The 26,699-nt window shown below is 41.1% G+C and carries 15 protein-coding genes; 10 read left to right on the top strand and 5 right to left on the bottom strand.

Annotation, left to right across the window (positions count from 1 at the left end):
- Nucleotides 1–1,066: 1,066 nt before the first annotated feature.
- Complete coding sequence (locus tag ACTHOQ_RS16965; RefSeq protein WP_440497326.1) at nucleotides 1,067–2,056, top strand: MBL fold metallo-hydrolase; 990 nt, start codon at nucleotides 1,067–1,069, stop codon at nucleotides 2,054–2,056.
- A gap of 153 nt (nucleotides 2,057–2,209) precedes the next feature.
- Here the strand turns inward: ACTHOQ_RS16965 and ACTHOQ_RS16960 are convergent, their stop codons facing one another.
- Both ACTHOQ_RS16960 and ACTHOQ_RS16955 read right to left on the bottom strand, forming a co-directional pair.
- Nucleotides 2,210–4,363, bottom strand: a complete 2,154-nt coding sequence (locus tag ACTHOQ_RS16960) for a leucine-rich repeat domain-containing protein (RefSeq protein ID WP_440497325.1) — start codon at nucleotides 4,361–4,363, stop codon at nucleotides 2,210–2,212.
- A gap of 211 nt (nucleotides 4,364–4,574) precedes the next feature.
- On the bottom strand, nucleotides 4,575–5,636 hold the full coding sequence (locus ACTHOQ_RS16955; protein WP_440497324.1) for an S-layer homology domain-containing protein: 1,062 nt from the start codon (nucleotides 5,634–5,636) through the stop codon (nucleotides 4,575–4,577).
- A 233-nt stretch (nucleotides 5,637–5,869) separates the two neighbouring features.
- Here ACTHOQ_RS16955 and ACTHOQ_RS16950 point away from each other — a divergent pair, with 233 nt between their 5' ends.
- From ACTHOQ_RS16950 to ACTHOQ_RS16935, 4 genes are all read left to right on the top strand, one after another.
- Entirely contained in the window at nucleotides 5,870–10,582 is a 4,713-nt protein-coding gene (locus tag ACTHOQ_RS16950; protein WP_440497323.1) for a hypothetical protein, read from the top strand.
- A gap of 244 nt (nucleotides 10,583–10,826) precedes the next feature.
- On the top strand, nucleotides 10,827–11,756 hold the full coding sequence (locus ACTHOQ_RS16945) for an AEC family transporter (RefSeq protein WP_440497322.1): 930 nt from the start codon (nucleotides 10,827–10,829) through the stop codon (nucleotides 11,754–11,756).
- Between the two features lie 230 nt (nucleotides 11,757–11,986).
- Complete coding sequence (locus ACTHOQ_RS16940; RefSeq protein WP_440497321.1) at nucleotides 11,987–13,609, top strand: FAD-dependent oxidoreductase; 1,623 nt, start codon at nucleotides 11,987–11,989, stop codon at nucleotides 13,607–13,609.
- Between the two features lie 13 nt (nucleotides 13,610–13,622).
- Nucleotides 13,623–14,069 carry an SRPBCC family protein gene (locus tag ACTHOQ_RS16935; protein ID WP_440497320.1) on the top strand — a complete coding sequence of 149 codons (447 nt, stop codon included), beginning with the start codon at nucleotides 13,623–13,625 and terminating at the stop codon, nucleotides 14,067–14,069.
- Nucleotides 14,070–14,090: 21 nt separating this feature from the next.
- Here the strand turns inward: ACTHOQ_RS16935 and ACTHOQ_RS16930 are convergent, their stop codons facing one another.
- Together ACTHOQ_RS16930 and ACTHOQ_RS16925 are read right to left on the bottom strand one after the other, a co-directional pair.
- Nucleotides 14,091–14,720 carry a TetR/AcrR family transcriptional regulator gene (locus ACTHOQ_RS16930; protein WP_440497319.1) on the bottom strand — a complete coding sequence of 210 codons (630 nt, stop codon included), beginning with the start codon at nucleotides 14,718–14,720 and terminating at the stop codon, nucleotides 14,091–14,093.
- 243 nt (nucleotides 14,721–14,963) lie between these two features.
- Nucleotides 14,964–16,439, bottom strand: a complete 1,476-nt coding sequence (locus ACTHOQ_RS16925) for a catalase (protein WP_440497318.1) — start codon at nucleotides 16,437–16,439, stop codon at nucleotides 14,964–14,966.
- A 307-nt stretch (nucleotides 16,440–16,746) separates the two neighbouring features.
- Between ACTHOQ_RS16925 and ACTHOQ_RS16920 the strand changes: the two genes are divergently transcribed.
- The gene (locus ACTHOQ_RS16920; protein WP_440497317.1) at nucleotides 16,747–18,594 is read left to right on the top strand and encodes an SLC13 family permease; all 1,848 of its coding nucleotides are present in this window, start codon (nucleotides 16,747–16,749) and stop codon (nucleotides 18,592–18,594) included.
- A gap of 1,028 nt (nucleotides 18,595–19,622) precedes the next feature.
- On the opposite strand, the gene ACTHOQ_RS16915 is transcribed toward ACTHOQ_RS16920, so the two are convergent.
- Complete coding sequence (locus ACTHOQ_RS16915; protein WP_440497316.1) at nucleotides 19,623–21,098, bottom strand: helix-turn-helix domain-containing protein; 1,476 nt, start codon at nucleotides 21,096–21,098, stop codon at nucleotides 19,623–19,625.
- A 156-nt stretch (nucleotides 21,099–21,254) separates the two neighbouring features.
- Between ACTHOQ_RS16915 and ACTHOQ_RS16910 the strand changes: the two genes are divergently transcribed.
- The 4 genes from ACTHOQ_RS16910 to ACTHOQ_RS16895 are packed head-to-tail and all read left to right on the top strand — an operon-like array spanning nucleotide 21,255 to nucleotide 26,523.
- Nucleotides 21,255–22,589 carry a YjiH family protein gene (locus ACTHOQ_RS16910; protein WP_440497315.1) on the top strand — a complete coding sequence of 445 codons (1,335 nt, stop codon included), beginning with the start codon at nucleotides 21,255–21,257 and terminating at the stop codon, nucleotides 22,587–22,589.
- A 32-nt stretch (nucleotides 22,590–22,621) separates the two neighbouring features.
- The gene (gene hutU, locus ACTHOQ_RS16905; protein WP_440497314.1) at nucleotides 22,622–24,283 is read left to right on the top strand and encodes a urocanate hydratase; all 1,662 of its coding nucleotides are present in this window, start codon (nucleotides 22,622–22,624) and stop codon (nucleotides 24,281–24,283) included.
- 6 nt (nucleotides 24,284–24,289) lie between these two features.
- On the top strand, nucleotides 24,290–25,558 hold the full coding sequence (gene hutI / locus ACTHOQ_RS16900; RefSeq protein ID WP_440497313.1) for an imidazolonepropionase: 1,269 nt from the start codon (nucleotides 24,290–24,292) through the stop codon (nucleotides 25,556–25,558).
- Nucleotides 25,555–26,523, top strand: a complete 969-nt coding sequence (locus ACTHOQ_RS16895; protein ID WP_440497312.1) for an agmatinase family protein — start codon at nucleotides 25,555–25,557, stop codon at nucleotides 26,521–26,523. Before hutI ends, ACTHOQ_RS16895 begins: the two co-directional genes overlap by 4 nt.
- The last annotated feature ends 176 nt before the right edge of the window (nucleotides 26,524–26,699 follow it).

The following is a 26,699-nucleotide window of genomic DNA, read 5'->3' as shown; positions in this document are numbered from 1 at the left end:
GGGATATTCAGCTAGCGTATAAAATAAACAGACATAATTCCTGAAGAAACGAGTCCGATTGTTGTGCCAGTAGAAAACCTGTTAATTGAGATGGAAGTCCTCAATAAAGAAGACAGATTTTCAGTACCCTATGCAAAAGTGGTAGACCGTTTACTTTTGCGTCGGGTCCTTCAATGTCTGGCGGAGTTGAACGGGCGCTTTAGCGTTTTTGTTCTTATTAAAGAAATTATAGGATTTGACGTCGTAGACAATTGTCCCCTTTCAGGCAAATCGTGCAAACTAGGTTCCTTCGTGAAAAAAGTGTTGGGGCTTTTGCTTTTGCGTTGAGTCCTCCAACATTTGCTTCTCACACGATGTAAGCAATTCGGGCCATACCACATAGACTTGGGTTTTTGTCCCCCCGAAGTTTGATAGGCGCCTAAGAGCCTCTGTTCTTACGGTGATTATTAATATATTATCCAAAGTTTAGCTGTCAATCTGATGAATAAACGGAAAAACTCCGCTTATTTCTTACGATTAGTCAAGTGTATTTCTTTATTTTCTTTTATTTACTTGATTTAGATTGTTACTTGATTAAGGATCAGAATTTGTATCTAAAAAGTAGAGAGGCTGACGGGTATCACTAATTTTTATTATCCAAAAAAATTAAATTCAAATTTAGAACGTCAAAGCGAACAGGATCATAAGTAATCTGCAGTTGAAATCATTCAACAAACTTGCGCACTTTTGAACCAAGAAATGCGCTTTTTCTTTTACAAGAGAATTCTATATTCCTTACTGTGAATGCTTATGTTAATATAAGCAGCCATGTAGGATGCTTTTTAGTACAAAGTTTATATTAAGCTGAACTTACCCGCGAAAGTGAAATCGAAATGCTTGTGTAAGGAGGCAAACCTTTTTTCACTGTTTGATATTCGCATATTAAGATATTATAAAGATACATTATTAAATAAAGAAAAATATTGACGCATTTCGTATAATAGTTGCACTGGGGCTGCCTGGAATTGATTTCGAGACAAGCCTTTTCCGTGCATCAAATTATAAGACAGCGGGAGCAGGTGGAAGAATGGATGCCATTTTAAAGATAGGCGACAAAGCCGTTTACCCGATTATTTTCCCTTCTGATTATAATGGATTGGGAAGCATTAACTGTTATGTATATCAAAATGGAAATGACTATACATTAATTGACGCGGGCATTGAAAATGAAGAATTTGAGCAGTTTTTCTACCGGAAATTAAAAGAATATAATATTGAAATTACTCAAATTACCCGCATCATACTAACGCATTTTCATAACGATCATATCGGGGTAGTGAATCAAATTACGAGGGGGCACCCAATTCCTGTATATGCCAGTGAAATCGCCATCCCCCGCCTAAAATGTGAAGATGATTATTTGCGGCAGAAGCTTGCCTTTTACTATGAGTTGTATGAGCAATATGGGGTAACGGAATTTTCTCATGAACGGATGGCTAAAATGGAAAACACCCTTCGCAATAAAGAGCAGGTAATGCTGCATCCGACCATTATTCCAATAGAGGAAGGGCAACAAATAGAGGGCTTGCGTGCAGTGACTGCTCCTGGTCATTCGCCTGATTCGATTTGTTTGTTTGATGAAGAGGTAGGCTGGTTATTTGCGGGCGACTTTTTATTGGGCACAGGAATGACGAATGCTTTAATCGACCATGATGACTTAGGAAAATTGACAAATCCGGTAACCCAATATATACACTCTATCGGAAAAATAAAAGCATATCCCGTTCAATATGTCTTTGCTGGGCACGGAGCGATTTTCCGAAATTTGGATGAAGTGATGGAAAAGAGCTTAAGCAAAATTGAATATAAGCTGCAGAAACTCGTAACGAAAATCCGTGAAGGGCATCATACAGCGAAGCAGTTAGGGGTGGCGCTTTATGGAGCACGATTCGCAAAGTATTTTGTATTTACGGTTTCTGAAATTGTCGGGCTAGCACTACTTGCAGAACAGCGCGGATTGATTGTGCGTCAGTGGCAGGACAAGGAATGGTGCTTTAAAGTAATCCGTCACGTTTAAAGAAGAAAACAGCCCTCAAATGTATACAACTTTTAGTGCCGACAATCAAACGCTCCGTAAACACTATGCTTAAAATTGAAAAAACAGCTGCCTGGAAAGCATGTGCTTCAAAGGCAGCTGTTTTTGTTTTGGACGATAACTAATTACCCGAAATTACTTCCATCTCACATAAAGCGTAACAGATTTTGTTTGCGGCTTATTCCATTTTGCGAAAGCTTTCGTATACTTACTCGTTGTATAAAGATTGTTCAGCGGTTTTGTATTGACGCCGAAATCATATTTAGCAGACGCTTTGTTAATATTGGCGGATTTGATGATGGTTGTTTTCTTTCCTTTTAATGTGATTGTTTTAAGTGGATTCATCAGTACTGAACTAAATTCCACTGATTGGACAGTTGCAGGCAATGTAAGCTGTGTCAGTCTGTTGTTGAAAAAGGCACCGCCGCTGATTGTTGTCACGCCAGAAGGAAGGGTAACCGATTTTAGAACATTGTTCGCAAACGCGCCTTCTTTTAATACTTTTATATTTTTAGAGAGTTGGACAGATTGTAATTTGTTATTAGCAAATACATAAGGTCCCATCGCTGTCACACTGTCAGGAATGGCGATAGCGGTTAATTTATTTGTATCAAATGCGTGCTGGCCGATTGATGTTAAACCGTATTTTAATGACACGGAGTTTAAAGCATTGTTGACGAATGCATATTGTTCGATTATTTTTATGTTTTTTGGAATCGTCACTTTTGTTAACTTATTATCCGCAAACACGAAGCTTTCGATTTTCGTCAGCTTTGACGGGATTGTAACAGATGTCAATTTATTGTCGTTAAATGCTCCGTACTGGATGCTTTCGATGTTTGCCGGAAGTGTCAGCGATGTCAATTCGCTGTTGGCAAATGCTTCCTCTCCGATTGTTTTCACTGTTGCCGGGAATTTTACCGCTGTTAGTTTATTCATTTTAAATGCAGAGTTTTCAATTGTTTCGACAGAGTCTGGAATTGTAATTGCCGTAATATTGTTGTATGCAAAAGCATAGGGCGAGATTGTTTTTAATAGATTTGGCAAGGTAACCGAAGTTAAGGCATTGCTGGAAAAAGCATTACCTCCCACATGCATAACGCTGTTCGGCAATGTTAAACGCGGCAGCTTATTGACTTGGAATGCAGATTCCCCGATTGTTTGCAGTGAATTCGGCAAAGTTAGGTTTACAATGGCATTGCTGGCAAACGCAAATGATGGAATATCTTTAATGCCCTTGCCTATCTTCACCTGGGATAGGCGGTTTAAGTAAAATGCTTTGCGGCCAAGCTTCGTGACAGAATCAGGGATTGCTACACCTGCTATTTTATTGATGCTGAATGCTTCATTGCCGATTATTTTCAGATTTTCGGGTAAGACAAGTGTTTTACCGCCGAATACGCCTTCGCTATTGCTAAAAGCATTGTTGCCGATTACTTCTAGGTGAGCTGGTAATTGAAGCGGCTTATTTTTATCGTAATTGATCCCTGCAAATGCATATGGGCCGATAACGCGAATTGTATTTGGCAGTGTAACAGTAAACGGAATTTTATTGATTGCTTCGTTTTCCGACTTAATCATTGAATGCTGTGTTGTAAAAGCAAATGGCGCAATTTCTGTAACGGGAATGCCGTTAATCGCTGCTGGTATATTGAACGATGTATTTGCTGCGTTTTCATCAAAGCCCGTAATTTTAATTTCCTTTTGGCCGTTATGTTCGAAAATTGCGTAATATAAATTTTCATATTGATGATCATGATTGCTTTGTAAATGGTCTGGTAATGTCAACTCCATTTTACTACTGTCATAAGGGGCGTTAACGATCGATGCGCCGATTGTTGTGACTGAATCCGGAACAGTTAAAGATGAAATGGCATTACCTAAAAAAGCTTCTGCCCCGATCTCTTCAAGTCCATTAGGCAATGTCACGTTTTGAATTCTGTTGTATGCAAATGCGCCATCACCAATACGTTTTAACGTTTTCGGAAAACTAACAGCATGGACGATTTTCTCTTCATAATTCGGGTTATCAAAATTAAACCATTCTATATCGATCGCAAATGCCATATTGGCAATTTCCGTAACAGGATAGCCCGCAATTGTTTCTGGGATGACTAAGTTTTTCGGTGCAGAGGAGCCAAGGATTCGCACCTCCTTTTTCCCATTATTAGCGATGAAGATTTCATATGTGAGATTTTTGTACGTCTGTTGAGACGCCGCTGAAGTAAAGCTGCCAAATCCGATAATAGAAATGAGCAACAGTGCTACCGTTACAACTAGTTTTTTCATATTTAAAACCCTCTCTTTATGTTGGAATTATCGTACAGACGGATTTTTTGCAAATTAGTTTCAAAATTTTTTATAAATATTTTACGGGATATATTCATTCGGATTTCTAAGTTCCTTATTAAATGGCAAACTACGGAATGAAGCTTGTTGATATTGAAATAGTACAGAATAGAAAAGGTTCCTGCCGCATATTAGCAAGAACCTTTTCTTTTTACTCCAATGTCAATGTTCCATTATAGGTCGTTCCTTGGTCACGGCCGGCATCACAATAAAACTCAACTGTTTTAATAGTTTTATTATTAAGCCGTTCGAATTCAATAACACATCGATCGCCATCCGCTGTTTTTGACATGCGCGCTTTTGTATCGGATGTGAATGCCACCGAACCTTCTATTGTTCCCGATGCCCAGCCGTCGTACGTATAATACGTCACATGAAAGCCGGTTTTTGTGCTATTGGAAATCGTTAGCACACGGCCTTTCGAATCAAGATCACCTTTTCCGTAATTGTAAAAGTACGTATACTCGCCATCCCAAGTTTTGCTTGGTTTTTTGTCTGCGGCAGGCGTCCAGTTTGACCCTTTCCGCAATGAGGCATCGAGCATATTACGCGCGGAGTTGGCACGCTGATAAAGCGGATTCGTATCGGCATAGCTTTCTTCCGCTATATCTGAACGGTAGAAGAAGCTTTTACTTTGCATTTTATAAAATAACGACACGAGCTGAGAACGCGTTAAATTATTGGACGCGCCGAAAAAGCGCTGCAAGTTTGTTTGCTCGTATTTCGGATTTTGCCCGTTTGAAATATCATGATTCAGCAAAAATTGGATGGCGCTATTTAAAGTCGTTTGCCCATCCATGACATAAGCAATCGCCTGTGCAACAGTCCCTCGCTTTACTGCGGCTCCCCGGATATTATTCTGGAAATAGCCGTTCAAAGGCACGCGATATGCCGCAAGTGTGTTGTAATTCGAATCGGACGGGATTTCGTTCGGCGTGAATTTTTTCAGTTCCTCTGTAACAGGCTCCAAATCAAAATAGCTCACCAGAATTTGCGCGAACTGCTGCTCTGTGACAGGCTGGTTTGGGCGGAAAGTACCGTTTGCATAGCCATTGATAATATTAAAATCATATGCCCATTTAATCGCATCATACGCATAATGATCTGTCGGCACATCTTTAAAAATCTGCTTAGCTGCCTCTGTTTTGGATGCAAAGGTAAAACAAGACAGCACAACAATCATACAAATAAGCGTCATACAGAAGCGTTTCATAAAAGTGCCTCCTTCTTTTAAAATTGGATTAATTTGACTGTAGCATGTCCGTACTGCTCATGCAAATCTATAGAGAGAGTTTACTAATCTGGAATTTGCCCCCCCTGTTTTGGCGCCTCCTTCTTTTTTTATAGTCGAATCCCTATTTATGTTCTAAAATATGGTATATGGACCGATATAAAAAGTAATGTATTTTTGTATATAAATAGAAGTGAGAAGGGGAAGTGTCATACATGCACCAATCGAAGAAAATGCTGGCGGCATTAGCAGCAATCCCGGCGAGTGTAATTTTTGCGGACGGGGCGTTTGCGGCTGACAATGAAGCGACAAAAACTGCAACTTTTGAAATAAAAAATGATTTTATTGGAAACACGACGTTTACAAACGAGCAAAGCACAAGAAGTGTAGCATTAGCTGCAAAGGGAGATTTGGAAGCCCAAATCCATTTTGAATTAGCCAACTTTACGAAGGGCTTCACCATTACATATTCAGGGACAGATGCAGGGAACTATAAAGAGATAATCGAGGGAACGCTTAGCGATATTAAAAGAAATTTAAATAAGCAGGATAATGTAACACCAGCTTCGGCAGACACGGCAACAGCCTTTGATACTACAGAGCTTTACGGAATGTTCAACAATATGCGTGTAAAAGCAACGGAAACATTGGCAGACGGGAAAGTATCATTTGTTAAGCTGGAGTTTTCGGTAAGTTATTTTGGAACGAAGGCAGATTTGGAAAATGCAAAAAATGACCATACCGTTACTAGCCTTGGGACGGAACCGATTCAGCGGGTAAAAGCAGTACATGACTACATCATAAAAAATGCCCATTATTCGGCAAATAATCATAGCTTCAGCACTATATTCAGCAGTGGAGGCTCTTCGCATTCATATGCATTTTGGACATATGTATTGCTGAAAAAAATGGATCCGGCTTTTCCGGTAGAATATGTGTACGGCATTGCAAATGGCGAATATCGTTCATGGAATATCGTTAAAATCGGCAATGAATGGTACCATTTGGACGCGGCAGGAAATGACCCAGCCGAAAAAGGGAATCAAACGATTAATTACCGATATTTTTTAACATACACAGAAAATGAACGACGTATTATTAGCACAACCGCACATAATAGTGCCATCACAAGTACGAACTATAATTATTTTAAAACAGCTGATAATCTGGCCCAATCCAGTGATGCAATCTATTATGCGGACACGGAATCAAATGGCGAAATTTATAAATTAGCTTTGAATACGTTAGCTAGTTCAAAGCTGCCTATATCTAAAGCCAATGCTTCAACTGGTACAGGAAGAATGGTGTACTATAAGCAAACATCGGGAGACACGGCGACAGTTGTTGGCGAATATTTGTACTTCATTAATGACAGTCGAGGCAAATATTTATACCGCTATAATTTAAACGGCAATGAAGAACCGACTCTTTTAGTGAAAGAGCAAATTGAGTCGATTGCATTAAGCGGCGCATCTCTAATTTATAAAATTAAAGGTGGAGATGAAGATTTTCTGCCTTTAAACAGTTTAGTAGCATTGGATATTGAATTAGCCGGAAAAGTAGTCGATGCGATCGAGGCCATCGATAAAAACAAATCAACATTTAAAGAGGATGTTAAAAAAGCGCGTATATTGTATATGGCTTTAACGGAGGAACAAAAAAAATACGTTACGCCGGCAGCTTACAATAAGCTATTGGAATTTGAAGCGGGGCTGGGCACGGAAGTAAAATTAAAAGAAATTATTGATAAAATAAATGCATTGGACCCGTTGAATGATAATTATGTTAACGATGTAGAAAGTGCATATAAGTCTGCCAATGCATATGGAAATCAGAGCGCTATTTATAACTACTCCATTCTGAAAGCGGCCGTTGATAAGATTAACGCAGCAAAAAAGCTGAGTGAAGAGTTGGATAACAGGATTCAAGACATAGCAAATGAACAAGACAAAAATCTGTTTAACCAGTATGAGGATTTTATTCCGTTCATTGAAAACCTGCTGAAAGAATACGATAGTTTACTGCCATCGATTCGCGAAGTGTTTAAAAACAAATTAGAATTCGATGGTTATCGCCAAACAGCCGCACAATTGCGCAAAGTGGCGGAAAACTTTATGAATGAAGTGAAAATCATCGATGAAAATTCAGCCGACTTCTTTACGTTAATGGATTCGCTAGTATTGAGGCAAAATGATTTTGTAGCAAGTCAAAAGAAACTGATTAGCTCGCAGGCATCTGCCGTAACCCAAAAGTTAGCGTTATATAATACGTTGAAGCAAGAGGTAGCAGCATTTAAAGAAACGATGTCTATTATTACAGCGGCGAATGTTGACACGATTAGCTTGACGGCTGAGCTGATTGCAAAGATGAAGGCAGCACAGCAGCAATATGGCAAATTGAAGCCAGCCCAAGTAGCCGAACTAACGGCTGAGAAGGGTTTGCTGGATAAAATTCTGCAACGTATCGATACATTGACAAGCAATGTGAAATTACAGGAATTGGATTTGCTACTATCACAATTTACACTTGCAAGCTTGACTGCATTGGATGGGATTACATCGACGCTATCTACAGCGGATACGGCTATTATAGAAATTGAAAGCGACCTAACTCTTGGAGGAGAGGAGCGCGTGCTGGACTTGCTGTCTGCCAAAGCAAAGGAAAACTATGCATTGTTGAAAAGCTTAGCAGAAAAGGTTGATGGGGCAAAAGCTTTGAAAGCTGAGATGAATGATTTAACTGACGACTCATCAGCTACAGCAATAGCGGATTTAAGAGTGCGCTATAATGCACTGGACAATGCGCTGAAAAAATTCTTCACTGTGGAAGAGCAAATTTTGAATGCTCAAGAGCAGCGATTGCAAAATGAAACGAACCAATCCATAGTCGATAAATTAATTGCTGATATTGCCACATTAAGCGAACAGTCAGAGCTGGCAGATATTATTAAAGTTAAAGAGCAATATGAATTGTTAGATCGAGCTTTACAGGCTAATGTTACGAACAGAGACCATTTATTAACAATATGGGCTAAGGTAAAGGCTGAGGTTGAAGCATACGAAAAAGCGATTGAAGACGTCAACAAAGCAATCGAGGCATTAAATGCAAACTCATCAAGAGAAGAAATTGAGAAAGTTCAGGAGGCCTATAATAACCTTTCCCAAGACCAGCAGCAACGAGTTAATAATTATGGCAAGCTGGAGCTGCTTTTAGAGGCTTTGGATGGTCTAGAGACGGAATTGGCAAATCGAACTGCCGCTGAAAAAGTAATGGAAATGATTCAAGTTCTGAACAATGAGTCGACACCGGCAGAGATCAAGGCGGCCCGCGATGCGTATGAAGCATTGACTGAAGAAGCGAAAAAGCTAGTAAATGAACGTGTATTGCAAAATCTTGAGTATTTCGAGTCATTGCTGGCAACCCAAACAGAACAAGCCGAAAAAGAAGCGAAAACGGTGATGGATCGCATTAATCGCATTGATAAAACAAAATATACAGAAGCTCAAATCAAAAGTATTCGTATGGCGTACAATGCGTTAAGCGAGCTTGCGAAAACTTTCGTGACAAACTTGCATATTTTAGTCGATGCCGAAAATTATATTATTTATCAAAATACAGTTGTCAAACAGGCTAAGCTTGATGCAAATGCATTCGATCTGCACATGAACACTATTAACCGTAATTCGTCCATGCAGGAAATTGCCAAGGCGCGTTCGCTGTACAATAAGTTGTCAGCGGAAGCGAAAAGGCATGTCACTACATTGGAAAAGCTTGTCCGTCTTGAAACGATGTGGAATGACCCGCAATATTTGGAGCTTGTATTTACGTATTATCCGGAATATGTCAATGCGGTGAAACCAGGAGCGATAGCGGTTGAAAAGCCGACATACGACCCGCTCTACATCCCGGACGATTCAACGAGTGCACAGTCGCCAGGTTCAGTGGCTGAAACCATTCCAAAGACAGCTACATGGTCACAATATGAAACGATGACCTATCAAAACGGACGCTATACAACACAAATTACAGCTGCCCAAGTGAGCAATATAGCGGATCGTAATATGCGCTTGAAAGCCGGAAATATTGAGATTATTATTCCGAGATCTGAAATCCAAGCATCCACAGCGACAGTCGGGGTGTCTGTAAATATGGAGAATCAGCAGCTTAACATACAATTTACAGAAGGCAATAACGCAAAAGCCTTCTCAAGCACAGTGGAAATTCATGTTCCAATCAGTTCATTCAATGCGAATGCCTCTCAAATTATTGAGCGTGTTACATCACTTGGCTCATCGCCTGCATCCTTTAAAGTCGATGGCTCGAATTTTATTATTCGGACAACGACAAGCGGCACATTTAAAGCAGCGACGAGCAATGTATTGTACACGGATATACCAGGCAATGCACAGGGCGAGGCAATCCGCGAGCTGGCAAAGCGTGGAATAACATTTAGCACGACAGGGGCAGGGCGTCTCAGCCAAAGCTATAAGCAAGTGAACAAGCTTGATGTAGCGACGATGATAGCTTCGGCGCTCGATATATCCAGCAATGCAAAATCAGCCTATTTGGATATAGAAAATGGGCAGCAGTTGCAGCGTGCGCAAGGCTTATTGGAGGCGGGCATTATGAGCGGCGCTACATCTTCGCGCTTCAATGCAACTAGTACAATGACAAAGCAGGAAGCGGCGATTATTATTGCGAATATGTACCGCTATTTAAACCAGGACCTGTCGAAAGTGTACAATGAATTACAGTCAAACTACCGTGATATTGCGGATTTATCATTTGAAGCGCGTCAAAGCATCGCCATTTTGGAGTTGTTCGGCGTTGTCGATGGGACAGGTTCGTTTAATCCGACACAATCATTATCGCGCGGTGAATTTGCGAAGTTATTTTACGACGCGTTAATCGCAATCAATTATTTATAATTAATCAAGTGCCTACGATTTTCAACGTAAAATTGTAGGCGCTTTTTGGTGATGATAATATGTTTTTTAGTCAAACTCCATTCGATTTTAACTGTCCCCCGTTCTTTTAGCCAATAAATTCTTCATCAGCCAACATCGGTAAATTCGGCAAGAAAGCGAAAGATTCCGACAGTTCCATGATTTTATTCACCAAAATACGCTATAATAAAAAACTAAAGCGAATAAACACAAAAGGAGTGCTCGCATGGACTACTTATCAATGATTTTCTTCAAAATCGTAGCACCGATTTTAGTGTTACTGATCATCGGCGCAGTTCTACAACGCAAATTTCAATTCAATCTTAAAGCATTATCGCATCTCATTACATATTGCTTCATGCCGGCAGCGGTTTTCATTAATATTTATGAAACTTCTATTGAAATGAGTGTACTCGGCCAAATTACCTTTTTCATCATTTTATTTATCGGCTCGCAAATGCTGCTTGGCCAGCTGTTCGCAAAGCTGTTGAAGCTCGATAAAAAAGAATCGGCTATTTTTAAAAATAGTGTCGTTTTGATAAATTCCGGGAACTACGGCATCCCTGTTGCCCAAATGATTTTTGCGGCACAGCCTATCGGAGTGGCGATTCAAGTCATTCTTTTAATCTTTCAAAATGTAACGACATATACATACGGGCTATATAATTTAATCTCTTCTACAAAATCCGGCATGGGGATTGTAAAGGACTTTTTAAAAATGCCGATTTTGCATGCGCTTATTATCGGGGCGGCATTGAACTACTTTAACATCCCGATCCCGGATACATTCAGCATCCCGCTTGATCATATTGCAGATGGCTTTATCGCGGTTGCGCTTATTACGTTAGGGGCACAGCTTTCCACTATAGAAATGCGGACGATGTTCAATAAGACGGTTTTTGTCAGCTGCTTTACAAGGCTGATTATAGGACCGGCAACAGCGCTCATTTTAATTTTTGCTTTAGGCTTGGATGGGGTCGTGGCCCAATCGCTATTTATCGCAAGCGGTTTTCCAACTTCACGCAATAGCTCAAGTTTAGCACTTGAATATGACATCGAATCCGCATCGGCGGCCCAGACCGTTCTCTTTTCTACAATTATTAGCTGTATAACAGTAACAATCGTAATTTATATATCAACCATTTTATTTGTTTAATAGCATCTATGAAAGGGAATATCCTTTTCATGGATTTTTGTGATATTTTTTTGCTTATATTTTAAAAAAATTATAAAAATTTATGCTTTTAAAACTTATGGTTAATTCAAATGTATTAATTTATTGTAAAGTGTATAAAATTCGCTACTTTATGTTGAAATATTATGGAATGTGCAACATAATTAAGTTGATAGTGACGCTATCATTTTTGCGGAGGGAGCGAATACAAAATGACAAACATTCAATGGGAAAAAGAAGTTGATGTGATCGTTCTAGGTTCAGGAGGAGCTGCTTTATCGGCAGCAGTAGCAGCAGCGGACAACGGAGCCTCTGTTTTAGTATTGGAAAAAACGCACCAAATCGGTGGAACGACAGCTTATTCGGGCGGGGTTCCTTGGGTACCGATGAATCATTATATGAAAGAAGCAGGTTATGAAGACAATCGTGAAGATGCGATCAACTTTATTAAGCGTTTAGCTTTAGGGCGTGCAGAAGATAAAATGATTGAGCGCTTTGTTGATAAAGGCCATGAAGTATTTAAAGCATTGCATGATAAAACACCTTTACGTTTCACAACGCCACAAGGTTATCCAGAATACTATAAAAACTTGCCGGAAGCATTGAAAAATGGCACTCGCTCATTAGATCCAGCACCGTTTAGCTTAGATGAAATCGGTGAATGGGGCATGAGTTTACGCCAAAACCCAATTTTCCCGCCATTAACATTAAATGAAGGCGGCGCAGTAGGCGGAATTGACTTCCAAATGATTGCGGAGCGTATGCAAAATAATATTGTGACAATGGGTCGTTCATTAATTGCCTCATTGTTTAAAGGCTGTTTAGACCGCGGAGTGGAAACATTGCTTCATACAGCGGGCAAAGAGCTAGTATTAGGCGATGATAGAGAAATCATCGGTGTTATTGCGGAAACATCTGATGGCGAGAAGAAGTACTTCAAAGCAAATAAGGGCGTTATTTTGGCATCTGGCGGCTTTGAATGGAATAAACAATTGACAAAGGCGTTTTTAAAAATGGATATTACGCACCCGGTTTCTCCTCCAGGAAATGAAGGGGATGCGCTTATGATGGCGATGAAAGCGGGCGCGGCGTTAGATAATATGAGTGAAGCATGGTGGTATCCGGCGATGGTTGATCCGACATTTGAATACGAGGATCATGTAATGGCACAGCTTGGCGGCGGTCGTAACGGTCCGAACTCTATCGTTGTAAACAAGCATGGACGCCGTTTCACGAATGAAGGAACGACTTATAATGATATGCCTCGCGCATTCTTCAATTTTGATGCGGTCGAATTTGAATTCCCGAATGAAGCACCAGTATGGATGATTTTTGACCAGCAATTGAAGGATAGCCAATTGATCATTACGATGACTCCTGGTGATCCAGCTCCGGAATGGGTAGACCAAGCGCCAACTATCCGTGAGTTAGCTGGAAAAATCGGTGTGAATGCAGATAATTTGGAAGATGAGGTAGCGAAGTGGAACCGCTACTGTGAAGATAAAAAGGATCCGGATTTCCGCCGCGGCACAACACAATTTGAAAACTTGACAGGCGGCGGGGCAAGCCCGGAAGCGAATTTAGGCAAAATCGAAAAAGGGCCATTTTATGCATTGCCAATCTATTTAGGTGCACTCGGCACAAACGGCGGACCAAAAATCGACGAAAATGGACAAGTAGTGAACTTTGCAGGACAGCCAATTAAAGGCTTATACGCAGCGGGGAATGCATCAGCAAACCCAATTGGCCCAATTTATCCAAGTGCCGGCGGAACAATCGGAACAGGTATGGTATTCGGTTATTTAGCAGGGGAACATGCAGCAAAATCAAACTAAGAGGTGACTTAATATGCCAGCAGGAACACATTCAGTAACAGTGCCTTTAAATATTCAGACAATCTGGAAGTTCGTACAAGATATGAATAATTGGGCACCACTTGTACCAGGATACATCGAACATGAGATTATTAATGATCGCGAATCTACATGGGCATTTAAAGGTGATCTAGGTTTCATGAAGAAAACTGTAAAGCTCAAAATCGATATTACAGAGTGGAACGAGCCTTCAGGAGTTATTTTCGATTTAACGGGAATCTCTGACAACTTCAAAGGCGGGGGCTATTTCAAAGCAGAAGCGGTCAATGAAAACGAAACGATTATGTCCGGCAATTTGGATATTACAGCGGGCGGCATGATGGGACCGATGATCAATCAAATTTTAGTGAAGTTCGTGCCGCAAACAGCACAGGATTTAACGGATGCGATTGTCGCAAAGGTCATCGAAATTAATCAATAACAATACAAATGAGGAGGCGCCTTAAAAGGTACCTCCTCGTTTTAAATATGATAAGATAAGCTGTTTTACTTCTTCCAATCCTTTTTTTGAAGGGACAGGAACGATTGAATTTGGCAATAAGCTTAAAAACGCATATTTTTTTATAGCTATACCGAAAAGATTCATCATTGTCATAACGGTCATATTCTTCGCGTTTTCTTCGGAAATAGAGCCGTCTTCAACACCTTGTTCCAATGCCTGGTTCATTACCCGCCCAATCTTCGTATAGGATTGATTGATTTCATTCAGTAAATCTTCTTCGACTGGATTATAAGTAATATAATATTCAAATGACTCCAGCAATGTCACGGCATCGCGTTTAGCCGTATAAACATATTGAATATATGCATCAATAATCGCTTCGATTTTTTCATAGCCACTAGAGGAAGAGCTGTTAATATCATCAAAGTGAGGAACCATTTCTTCTATCACGTTTTTAATAATTTCGATAATAAGAAGCTCCTTGCGTGGAAAATAGCGGAATAATGTAGCGACGCCTACAGATGCCTCATCCGCAATTTTCTGCATTGTCGTTCGTTCAAAGCCGTATTCGGTAAATAAATGCCTTGCAGCAGCTAACATTTGCTGCCGTTTTAATTGTTTCGCTTGCAAAACTATCCCTCCAAAAAAATATTATCCCTTTCCCATCATACACAAATTTGCTGAAAAGGGGGCCCAATAGACAAAAAAACCGCAAGTATCCCCTCAGATACTTGCGGCTGTAAGCGATTATAGTTTGGATATCAATAACGCTTTCGTATTCTAGTAAGCACTATAACAATTAAAAGCTTGTAAATTCAACTGTCTGAGCAAGAAGCTAAATTCATAAATTACTATACAAATGCATTGGTAAAATTATTTAACGTATGGGTTTGAAAGATCCATACCTTCTAATGAAAGACCCATTGCCTTAGCTACACCTTCACCGTATGCTGGATCTGCTAAGTAGCAGTGTAGAATATGGCGGCGCTTGATGAACTCTTCCACCCCATCCATTTCAGCGGCAGTTGTTTCGCATAAACGCTGTTGCTGTTCCGGTGTTTGAAGACGGAACAATTTGCCTGGCTGCTCAAAGTAGTTGTTGTCATCTTCACGGAAGTCGTAGATGTCAGCAGGACCATCAAGAGCTAGTGCAGGATCTTTGTATTGTGATTGACCCTGTAATGCGCCATAGCTGTTTGGATAATACGTTATTGCAGAACCGCGGTTTCCGTCAGCACGGCCTTGACCATCACGGTGGTATACCATGAATGGGCATTTTGGTGTGTTTACCGGAATTTGGTGGTGGTTAACGCCTAATCGGTAACGAGTCGCATCTTGGTAAGCGAATAAACGAGCTTGCAGCATGCGGTCTGGCGAGAATGAAATACCAGGTACAACGTTTGATGGAGCGAATGCAGCTTGCTCTACATCAGCGAAGTAGTTTTCCGAGTTACGGTTTAGTTCGAACTCGCCAACTTCGATTAATGGATACTCGGATTTGTACCAAACTTTTGTTAAATCGAATGGATTGTCTTTAGAGTTGCGAGCTTGCTCTTCTGTCATCACTTGAATGTACATTTTCCATTTCGGGAAATCACCTTTTTCGATTGATTCGAATAGGTCGCGCTGAGAAGATTCACGGTCTTTACCGATAATTTCAGCAGCTTCTGCACCTGTCAAGTTTTTGATTCCTTGCTGTGTACGGAAGTGGAATTTCACATATACACGTTCGCCGGCTTCGTTGATCATTGAGTAAGTATGCGAACCGAAACCATGCATATTGCGGTAGCCTGTCGGAATACCACGGTCAGACATTACGATTGTTACTTGGTGCAACGCTTCCGGTAGTGATGTCCAGAAATCCCAGTTTGAGTTGCCGTTGTGCATGTTCGTTTTTGGATCCCGCTTTACAACGTGGTTTAAGTCCGGGAAGTGTAAAGGATCACGGAAGAAGAATACAGGCGTGTTGTTACCGACCATATCCCAGTTGCCTTCTTCAGTATAGAATTTTAATGCGAAGCCGCGAATATCGCGCTCAGCATCTGCCGCACCGCGTTCACCGGCTACAGTTGAGAAACGTGCGAACATTTCTGTTTTCTTGCCAACTTCCGAGAAGATTTTTGCTTTTGTATATTTTGTAATATCATGCGTTACAGTAAAAGTACCGAATGCACCAGAACCTTTTGCGTGCATACGACGCTCAGGAATAACTTCACGGTTGAAATTCGCCAATTTCTCAATTAGGAATACGTCTTGCAATAAAATTGGACCACGGCGACCAGCTGTTTGCACATCATCGTTTGATACAACCGGAGCACCAGTAATTGTTGTTAAACGTTCATTTGTCATATGTAGTTCCCCCTAAATTGGTTTTAAAAAACTCTTCATAAATACTATAGCAAATCTACATCAGAATTGCTACTACATTATAATAATTCTTTTTAAGGAATCTTTATATTGAAATACTAATTATATATTATAATAATATTTTTCAATCATAATAAGGCAATTATATCTTTTTGGCAGTAGGATGGAAAATATTGAGCCTTATATTTTGTCATTAACCGCAATTTTTCATTTCGCCCGTAATTTGGGAGGAGTTCCTCAGTAGTTTCCTATATAATAGGAGACAGTACGTAGCGGAAAGGAATTTTTTATGCAACTCACGTTAACATTTATCATTTTGGCAGTTACGATTCTTTTATTTACGACAAACCGTATACGTGCGGATCTTGTCGCGATTATGGCGCTATTATCATTTGTCATTCTAGATATTTTAACGCCAGCGGAAGCGCTTGCTGGATTTTCAAATTCTGTTGTCATTATGATTGCGGGCCTTTTTGTTGTAGGGGCAGGTATTTTGCGGACAGGGCTAGCTGGGATGGCGGGGAATCTTTTATTGAAATGGTCAGGGGACAATGAGCTCCGTCTCTTTATTTTATTGCTCGTCATTGTTGCGGTCGTTGGTGCGTTTATGAGTAATACAGGGACGGTCGCATTAATGCTGCCGATTGTTGTTTCGATTGCGCTCAGCATAAAGGTGGGCCCGTCGAAGTTTTTAATGCCGCTCTCGTATATTGCGAGCATGTCGGGACTCATGACATTGATCGCTTCTCCGACAAACTTAATCGCTTCGCAAACACTTGTAGACCACGGCTTTGAGAAGCTGGGCTTTTTTACAATTACGCCAATAGGCATCATTGCGACGATTACCGTCATTATTTATTTAGTTTTGGTGCGCAATGTATTGTTGCCAAATGAGGAAAACCGTTCACAGTCGAGTGCGGGCTATAAATTGTCCCCAAAGAAAATCGCCAAGGAATATGACCTCCAGGACAAATTATTCCGCGTTGTTGTAAGTGATCAGTCAACAATCATCGAGAAAAAACTGGTCGATTTGAAGTTGCCTGCCACATACCATATTTACATTATGAAAATAAAACGAGGTGCCATACAGGAAGGCATTAATTTACGTCCGATGACTTACCAGGAATTGGCGGGTCCTGCGAGTGTGATTCATGCTGGCGACGAGCTGTATGTTCAGGGGTTTGTAAACGATGTGGCACGTTTTGCCCATGATTTTGCATTAACGATCCAGCCGTTTGAAGATAATGCAGAAGAGCTCGTTTCTAAAAAAATCGGAGTTGCGGAAGTTTTGCTGACGCCCCAGTCCCGTTTAATCGGTGAGTCTGTCAGTAAAATCGGCTTCCGTGAAAAATACAATTTAAATATTTTAGGCATTAACCGAAAAGGCGATTACTTATTAAAAAATATGGCTGAGCAAAAGCTGCGTTTCGGGGATGCAATTTTAGTACAGGGAACATGGGATGAAATTGAACTATTATCCCGCGAAACGCAGGATGTTGTTGTCGTAGGGCAGCCTCGTGAGCATGCAGGTGCAGCGGCGGCAAACGGCAAGGCGCCGATTGCAGGAATAATTATGCTGTTTATGATAGGGCTTATGGTATTTGAAGTGTTTGATGCCGTTATTGCTGTCTTAATCGGTGCGGTACTCATGATGATTACAGGCTGCCTGCGAAATATGGATGATGCTTATAGCAAGATGAATTTTGAAAGTATCGTCCTTGTAGCTGCAATGCTTCCGATGGCGACCGCACTCGAAAAAACAGGCGGTATGTCCATCTTGGCAGAAGGAATCATTAATCTGCTTGGAGATTTCGGTCCTTATGGTGTGCTGATGGGGATTTATTTATTGACGGTTGTCTTTGGGCAATTTGTCAGTAATACGGCAACGGCAGTACTGTTTTCGCCAATTGCGATTGCAGCAGCTTTAGCGATGGATGCAAACCCGTATACTTTCATGATTGGTGTGGCGACCGCCGCGAGCATGGCATTTGCGACACCGATCGCATCACCGACTAACTCGCTTGTATTAACAGCTGGCGGCTATAAATTTATGGATTTCGTAAAAGTCGGGGTGCCGTTACAGGTGATTATGTTTATTGTGATGATGATTGCGGTGCCGTTGCTGTTTCCGTTTTAGCGGATTGGGTTAGGGATTGTGCGAAAGCTGAAGTTGTTTCAATAAAGTAGCGTGAGATTTTTGGATTAGATAATTGAAATTCTGAAGAAAGCAGTTCCTAGGGATACAGAATGAAGCATTGAGAGTCGATATTGTTTATTCAGTGATTCAACCTTCATTAACAGGCTTTTTATTCAAATAACAATTTGGTGCATTTCATCAAGAAGTGCGCCTTTATTTAGTTATTACTTGGTCGAAAAGCAGCAGCCGTATCCTAAAATGCCGAGGATGGTTAGAAGAAGGTAAAAAATACTGAATATCCGCACTTAAGATAAAGAATGGCCGCTATTATCGGTTGAGAGTTCAAGTTAAGCGCCCCATCTGAGGAATAGACGGAGAAATTCCGCCTATTTAGAAAATAAAATAGAAAACAGCCTAAATAGACGGAAAATTTCCGCCTATTGACTTAAAAAACATGGAAATAAGGAATTTTTCTCCCCTTAAGCGGAAAAATTCCCCTTATTTTCCCCGAAATGAGTCCGATTCCGCAAATAACCGGAATTTTTCCGCTTATTTTACTTCCCCTAAATTGAATTAGTGATTTGTGATCCGCCTTGCCGATACAAAGCCTCCCGCAATGGAAATCCATTTGTTTTGCCTCAGCCTGTTTCCTATACCCTATCTTGTAGCCGTGGTTTTCCAATAATGTCTATTTACTACTATATTTATCTACAGTGATCTGAATAATATATAGGATTAATAGACCTATCGTCGTCCAAAATGAAAAGAATAAGGCATCTCTCCATTGGGTGTCTTGGAACGCTTCATAATTAATATATAACCTGATAAAAAATGAAAGAATAAAAATGGTAAACAGTAAAAAAATCATTTTTCTATGTTTCATACACTTCATCTCTCCTTATACTTCTCCAGAATCAACAAACAAAATGAATGGATGTACTTTCTTCGTAAAAATTGAATACTAGTTGTACAAATTCCCCCGTTTTTCGTGTCAAGGCGGCACCAAGCCCCTCCTGTAATGTACTTCTTCAGACTTCCTCGCCATCCCGAGGCATGTTCCTCATCTGCAAACGATAGCGGTAGGGCGTTAAATGATAGTATTCACGGAACACCTTCGTGAAGTAATTGCTGTCCGTGAAGCCGACCATCTCTGCAACTGCTGCAATCCCCATATTCGTCTCCATTAATAATTTTTCGGCTTGCTGTACCCGGTGCTGCTGCAAAAACTTCCGAAACGGAATTCCGCGTTTTTTCGAAAATATATTGCTTAAATAATTGGCGCTTATATTTAATTCATTTGCTGCAAGCTGTAATGTGAGTTCAGGATTTTTATAGTCGTGTTCAATCATTTCAACAGCCAATTCAACATAATCCGCAATGCTTTGCTGCTGTATATTTTTTACTGCTTCCATTAGAAGCTGTGTAAACAAAATAAATTCGTGAATAATCGCATATAAAATAGGATGCTCCAAAATAAAGTGAAACAATGCCCGGTACGGCTCTTCAATTTTAGCCTGCTGCTGCAGATGATACTTCATCATAAACCGGCGGATTTGGGCTAAAATGCTCGTCAAATGAATACGGACATCATCTTGCCGATAATATGTGGAAGCATGTGTAAGCGCATATAAAAAATCTTTAATCGCTTTCAAGTCTCCGTTTTCAAGACTGGTAATCCATAGTTGCTGCTCTTCGGGTGTCAGCAGAGGGTCGAGCCTCGTCACATGGAGCGTTTGCGAGCTTTTGAAAATATGGGAATAACCTTTATAAAAACGTTGTGCCAAAGTTTTTTTGCATGCTTGGTACATCGTTAGAAGCGTCGTTTCCTCGCCGTCATAAACTGCGATATTCAGTGCCTCATCACTAAATTTCTCCCATTCCTTACTCATAATTCTGAGTTGCTTTACGAGCTGTGCAAAATCATCCATCTCGACAATGCAAATGACGCGGTTTTGCAAGGGGAGGGCAATAAGGCTGTGGAAAATAGGCAGATCAATGAGCCATTCATACAGGGTTAAATTATGCTGGTAGTTGGCACATTCAATTAAAAAGAATGCTCTTCCTTTTAATGAGAAAGTTTCTGGCTTATTTAAATACAAATCCGAATATAATTGTGTTTCGATTGGAAGAGAGCTACTCATAATAGCTGCTTGTTTCGGTGGAGGGATTTGTAAAAGGGCCGATTTCAGCTGCTCTAATGGAATCGGCTTTACAAATAAATCAATCGCCTTCAAGCGGATTGCCTTCATCGCTTGCTGGAAAATGGGCTCTGCTGTGACACCGATAATTGGAATGGACTGCTTATGCAAAAATTGCTCGACAGAAGAAGAAACCAATTCCATTTCAATGAGCAGCACTTGTGGCTGTATATCAAAAAAAACTTCCGGCAATTTACTGCTATCCATCATTCCAATTACTTCAATATCACTCATAAAATAATTTCTTAAATACCATTCAATCCCTTTCACTTCTTCACGATCTCGCTCAACAATTAAAATTTTCAATAACATCACACCTTAAAAAATTCTATATCTTATAAAAACACTAAAAATAGTTCAAACTAATTTTATTTTATTAAAATTCTACTATAAATCAGTTTATTATTCTATTTATTCTAAATTGAAAGATATCTATAGTTTAAATAACAAAGGGGTGGTGGGATGACAAAGTATCAACAAGAACATGAACTGCCAAAAACAGGCCAGTTTGAAATGAGCATTTTTATTAAAATGGCAGTTTGCAGTTTAATCGGGATTTTCAGTTTTTTCATAACATTTGAATGGAATGGAAAATCATCAATTTTAATTGATCATGTCGTAAGCGCTTTCACAACATATGCACCAACAATGGTAAATGGATATGTATTGATTCTTTTAGTGCTTGGCGCATTTTATCCATTTGTTACGAAAAAGTGGAAGACTTCAAAGGTAAATATGGTGTTATCGTTTTTCAAACTAGGGGGATTAGTTGCTGGGGTTATGCTTATTTTCGGTTTTGGGCCTGCATGGTTATTTAATCCGGATATTGGTCCATTTTTATTGGAAAAATTGATTAAGCCTGTGGGGTTAGTCATTCCGATAGGGTCCATTTTTTTAGCATTGCTTGTGTGCTATGGCTTGCTTGAATTTATAGGGGTGTTCATGCAGCCGGTTATGAAGCCGATTTTTAAAACACCTGGTCGTTCAGCGGTTGATGCAGTGGCATCATTTGTAGGAAGTTATTCAGTTGGCTTAATATTGACGAACCGTGTGTATAAAGAAGGGAAATATACAGCTAGAGAATCAGCCATTATTGCTACTGGTTTCTCTACAGTGTCGGCTACCTTTATGGTAGTTGTTGCGAAAACACTGGATTTAATGGAATACTGGAACTTATTTTTCTGGGTGTCATTAGTTGTGACATTCGTCGTAACAGCGATTACAGCCCGGATTTATCCATTAAATAAGATTAAAGATGAGTATTATGAAGGTTCAAATCCTCAGCCGGAAAAAATAGTAGAAAAGGATCGTCTAAAAGTTGCTTGGACAGAAGCTGTTGAAGCGACAAAATTGAACCCATCTTTGCCTAAAAACTTGTACATTCATTTAAAAGACGGTTTTATTATGGCAATGGGTGTCATTCCTTCTATTTTATCAATCGGATTATTAGGCATGGTACTGGCAATTTATACACCTTTATTTGACTGGTTGGCATACATTTTTGCGCCGTTTACGTATTTATTGCAAATTCCGGATCCGATGCTTACAGCTAAAGCGTTGTCATTATCGATTGCTGAAATGTTCTTGCCGGCAATGATTGTCACACAGTCGGTTCTTGTAACGAAATTTATCGTGGCAGTTGTTTCGATTTCGGCTATTTTATTCTTCTCGGCCGTTATCCCGGTTATTTTATCGACAGACATTCCGTTAACAATTCGTCAAATGATTATTATCTGGTTTGAGCGAGTTGTGTTAACGCTGATTTTAGTAACGCCAATTGCATTTTTATTATTCTAAACAATATGTAAAAACAAAAGGAGCGATTTTTTATGGTATTCAAAACAAATATACGCGCACCACGTGGTTCGGAGCTTTCATGTAAAGGGTGGACACAAGAGGCGGCAATGCGTATGCTGATGAACAATTTAGACCCGGAAGTAGCGGAAAACCCCGATGAATTGGTTGTATACGGCGGTATCGGTAAAGCCGCACGTGATTGGGAGAGCTTTGATAAACTGATAGCGACATTAAAAGAGCTGGAAAACGATGAAACGATGATTGTGCAGTCAGGAAAACCTGTAGCGGTATTTAAAACTCATGAAAATGCACCGCGTGTTTTAATTGCGAACTCCAATCTAGTGCCTGGCTGGGCGAACTGGGATCACTTCTATGAATTGGAAGAGCGCAATTTAATGATGTATGGACAAATGACGGCTGGCTCGTGGATTTACATCGGCGCACAGGGAATTCTGCAAGGAACATACTTAAGTTTTGTAGAAGCAGGGAAAAAGAAGTTTGGAACAGCCGACCTTCGTGGTAAGTGGATATTAACTGGTGGTATGGGCGGCATGAGTGGTGCCCAGCCATTAGCCGGAAAAATGGCGGGCGCGGTTATTCTGGTTGTCGAAGTGGACCGTGCAAGAATTGAGCGCAAAATAAAGGAAGGCTATTGTGATTATCTTGTCGAAACAGTAGAGGAAGCGATGGAGCTAGTGAACAAATTAACTGCCGCAAACGAGCCTGCATCAATCGGTTTAGTAGGAAACTGTGCGGACATAAACCGCGAGCTATTGAATCTCGGCATGATTCCGGATTTCGTGACAGACCAAACATCGGCACATGACCCGATCAACGGCTATGTTCCAAATGGCATGACATTGGAGGAAGCGCTTCAACTACGCAAAACAGATGTAAAAACGTATGAGCGCCGTGCAAAGGAAACGATGGCAGAGCACGTGCGCACAATGCTTGAATTCCAGCAAGCCGGTGCGGAAACATTCGATTACGGCAATAATATCCGTGCATATGCAAAGGAAATGGGTGTTGAGAATGCTTTTGATTTCCCGGGCTTTGTACCTGCATATATTCGTCCATTATTCTGTGAAGGAAAAGGACCATTCCGCTGGGCAGCACTTTCAGGCGACCCTGAGGATATTTACAAAACGGATCAGCTGGCAAAGGAAATGTTCGCAGAAGATGCGGCATTGGTGAATTGGATTGATATGGCGCAGAAAATGGTGAAATGGCAAGGCTTGCCGGCACGTATTTGCTGGCTGGGCTATGGCGATCGTCACCGTTTTGCTCTAAAAGTAAACGAAATGGTTGCAAATGGTGAACTGAAAGCGCCGATCGTATTCGGCCGTGACCATTTGGATTCAGGTTCTGTAGCATCACCGAACCGTGAAACAGAAGGCATGATGGACGGCTCGGATGCTGTATCGGACTGGCCGCTGCTGAATGCATTAGTGAATACTGCCGGCGGTGCGAGCTGGGTCAGCATCCATCATGGCGGCGGTGTAGGAATGGGGTATTCCCAACATGCCGGCCAAGTATTAGTGGCGGACGGGACACAGCTGGCAGCAGATAAAATTAACCGCGTGCTTATTTCGGACCCGGGGATGGGAGTCGTACGCCACGCAGATGCGGGCTATGATATTGCAATTCGCACAGCAAAAGAAAAAGGTATTAACATGCCGATGCTAAAAGGATGATGAAGTTTGGCTATTTTAATTAACAATGCAAATGAAGTATTAACATTGGCGAGCGATGTGAAATTGCCTCGCCGCCGTGGACAAATGAGTGAACTAGGCTTACAAACGGAAGTAAGCGTGTTAATTGAGGGTGATCGTATTGCGATGATCGCCCCGCTCGAAAAAATAAAAAGCGAGTTTCCGCATTTAGTAGATAGTGCAGATGTAATTGATGCACGCGGCAAAATCGTCATGCCAGGCTTAGTCGATTGCCATACGCATTTAGTGCATGGCGGTACACGCGAGCATGAGCTCAATATGCGCCTCGCCGGCAAATCCTATATGGATATTATGAATGCGGGCGGCGGGATTCATTACACGACGACAAAAACACGCGAGGCAAGTTTTGATGAGCTGTATAATAAAACGTATCAGCATTTGAACAACTTTTTACGGTACGGAATTACGACAGTCGAAGCGAAATCAGGCTATGGCTTGGATTTGGAAACAGAATTGAAACAGCTCCATGTCGTAAAAAAATTACAGGAAGAGCATAAAGTGGATATCGTGTCGACATTTATGGGGGCACATGCGGTTCCGAAAGAATATAAAGGCAAGGAAGATGAGTTCGTCAAAATTGTCATTGAGCAAATGATTCCGAAAGTTGCAGAGCTGGGAATTGCTGAATTTAATGATGTATTTTGCGAAAAGGGGGTATTCACGCCTGCCCAGTCGCGGCTTATTTTAGAAGCAGGGAAAGCTTACGGGCTCACACCGAAAATCCACGCGGACGAAATCGAGCCGTATGAAGGGGCCGAGCTTGCTGCAGAGGTCGGGGCTATTTCGGCGGAACATTTACTCGTTGCATCTGATGAAGGTATTGCAGCAATGGCTAAGGCAGGTACAATTGCTGTGCTCCTGCCGGGAACTGCCTTCTTTTTACGCGCACCTTATGCAAGAGGCCGACTGATGGTTGATAGTGGTGTACCAGTAGCAATTTCCACAGACTTTAATCCGGGTTCATCGCCAACAATCAGCCTGCCATTCATACAAAATCTGGCATGCATGAATATGGGAATGACGATGGAAGAAGTGCTCTGTGCGACGACAATCAATGCCGCCCATGCGATTAATCGTGCGGATAGAGTCGGGACGCTTGAAAAAGGGAAGCAGGCCGATGTACTGATTTTGGATGTCCAGAATTATAAGCAGCTCCAATATTTTTATGGGATGAATCATACAGACACGGTTATTAAAGCGGGTGAAATTGTCGTGAAAGGCGGCAGCTTGCTGTGAGCGCGCTTTTAGTAAGCCCGGCAACTACTTGGAATCGTGCAGTGCATGAGGATATGAAGGTAAAGGATTGGATCGAGCCAAGCTATGGGGAATGTTCGGGGGAGTTTGATGTTGTGCTGACAGGTGTGCCGTTATCACGCTCATCAATCAGTGCTTCTGCAGCTTCTGAATATCCTGATTTTTTCCGGAAAAGCTGGAATTTCTTCACAACATATTCGATTGATGAAAGTATTGATTTCCGAGCGCTCCGTGTTGCCGATTTAGGCGATGTGAAAATGCATGGGACAAATATTTTACAGTGTCATGAAAATATTGAGCATGCAATGATGGATGTATTGAAAGGTTGCCCGAACAGTTTTTATGTGCAAATTGGCGGGGATCATTCAATTACAGCGCCGATTGTCCGCGCATTTGCAAAGGCTTCGGGCAAGCGCATCGGGATTTTGCAATTCGATACACATCTTGATTTGCGTGCGACGGATACGGATGGTCCTACAAATGGTACGCCGATTCGCCAGCTGCTCGATGCAGGTGTCGTACGCGGTGAAGATGTATACAATATTGGCTTGCACGGGTTTTATAATGCCCCGAGCCTTATTCGAGCTGCCGAGCATTACGGGTTGAATCGTATCACATTAAAAGATTTTCGTCGGCGCGGCGCAGAATCGGTCATTCGTGAAGTAATGGCAGAACTTGCTTCGAAAGTGGATATCGTCTACGTAACGGTCGATATGGATGTGCTCGATATTGCGTATGCACCTGGAGTTCCCGCCTCAACGCCTGGTGGAATGCGGACAGATGAGCTTTTCGATTTGTTGTATGAAGTGGGGAAATACGATCTTGTCCGCGGGATGGATTTCGTATGTTTAGACCCCCATCGTGATACGAGGGAGCTGCAGACAGTAAAAGCTGGGGCATATGCTTTTTTAACGATGATGGTGTCGCGTTTTATGCATTTGAAATGAAAAACAGCCGAATTTCCTCTGAAAAAAATGAGAGGAAATTCGGTTTTTCGTTTATAGGGGAGATGGTTTTTCGATAAATGTTCTGAAATCTTTACCTGAACCTGAATTATTCATAGCTCACTAAAACCAATCCGTTTTTATTCATTTTTTCCAAGGTGCTGAATTTTTTAGGAATT

The organism is Solibacillus silvestris (assembly GCF_051967575.1).
In the GTDB taxonomy this organism is placed as follows: Bacteria; Bacillota; Bacilli; order Bacillales_A; family Planococcaceae; genus Solibacillus; species Solibacillus silvestris_B.
Note: the sequence above shows the minus strand (reverse complement) of the source record. Positions and strands in the feature narration are given on the sequence as shown.

Coding starts and splice junctions, on each gene's coding strand:
- ACTHOQ_RS16965 (WP_440497326.1), top strand. CDS start 1,067: ATGGATGCCATTTTAAAGATAGGCGACAAAGCCGTTTACCCGATTATT.
- ACTHOQ_RS16960 (WP_440497325.1), bottom strand. CDS start 4,363: ATGAAAAAACTAGTTGTAACGGTAGCACTGTTGCTCATTTCTATTATC.
- ACTHOQ_RS16955 (WP_440497324.1), bottom strand. CDS start 5,636: ATGAAACGCTTCTGTATGACGCTTATTTGTATGATTGTTGTGCTGTCT.
- ACTHOQ_RS16950 (WP_440497323.1), top strand. CDS start 5,870: ATGCACCAATCGAAGAAAATGCTGGCGGCATTAGCAGCAATCCCGGCG.
- ACTHOQ_RS16945 (WP_440497322.1), top strand. CDS start 10,827: ATGGACTACTTATCAATGATTTTCTTCAAAATCGTAGCACCGATTTTA.
- ACTHOQ_RS16940 (WP_440497321.1), top strand. CDS start 11,987: ATGACAAACATTCAATGGGAAAAAGAAGTTGATGTGATCGTTCTAGGT.
- ACTHOQ_RS16935 (WP_440497320.1), top strand. CDS start 13,623: ATGCCAGCAGGAACACATTCAGTAACAGTGCCTTTAAATATTCAGACA.
- ACTHOQ_RS16925 (WP_440497318.1), bottom strand. CDS start 16,439: ATGACAAATGAACGTTTAACAACAATTACTGGTGCTCCGGTTGTATCA.
- ACTHOQ_RS16920 (WP_440497317.1), top strand. CDS start 16,747: ATGCAACTCACGTTAACATTTATCATTTTGGCAGTTACGATTCTTTTA.
- ACTHOQ_RS16910 (WP_440497315.1), top strand. CDS start 21,255: ATGACAAAGTATCAACAAGAACATGAACTGCCAAAAACAGGCCAGTTT.
- hutU (WP_440497314.1), top strand. CDS start 22,622: ATGGTATTCAAAACAAATATACGCGCACCACGTGGTTCGGAGCTTTCA.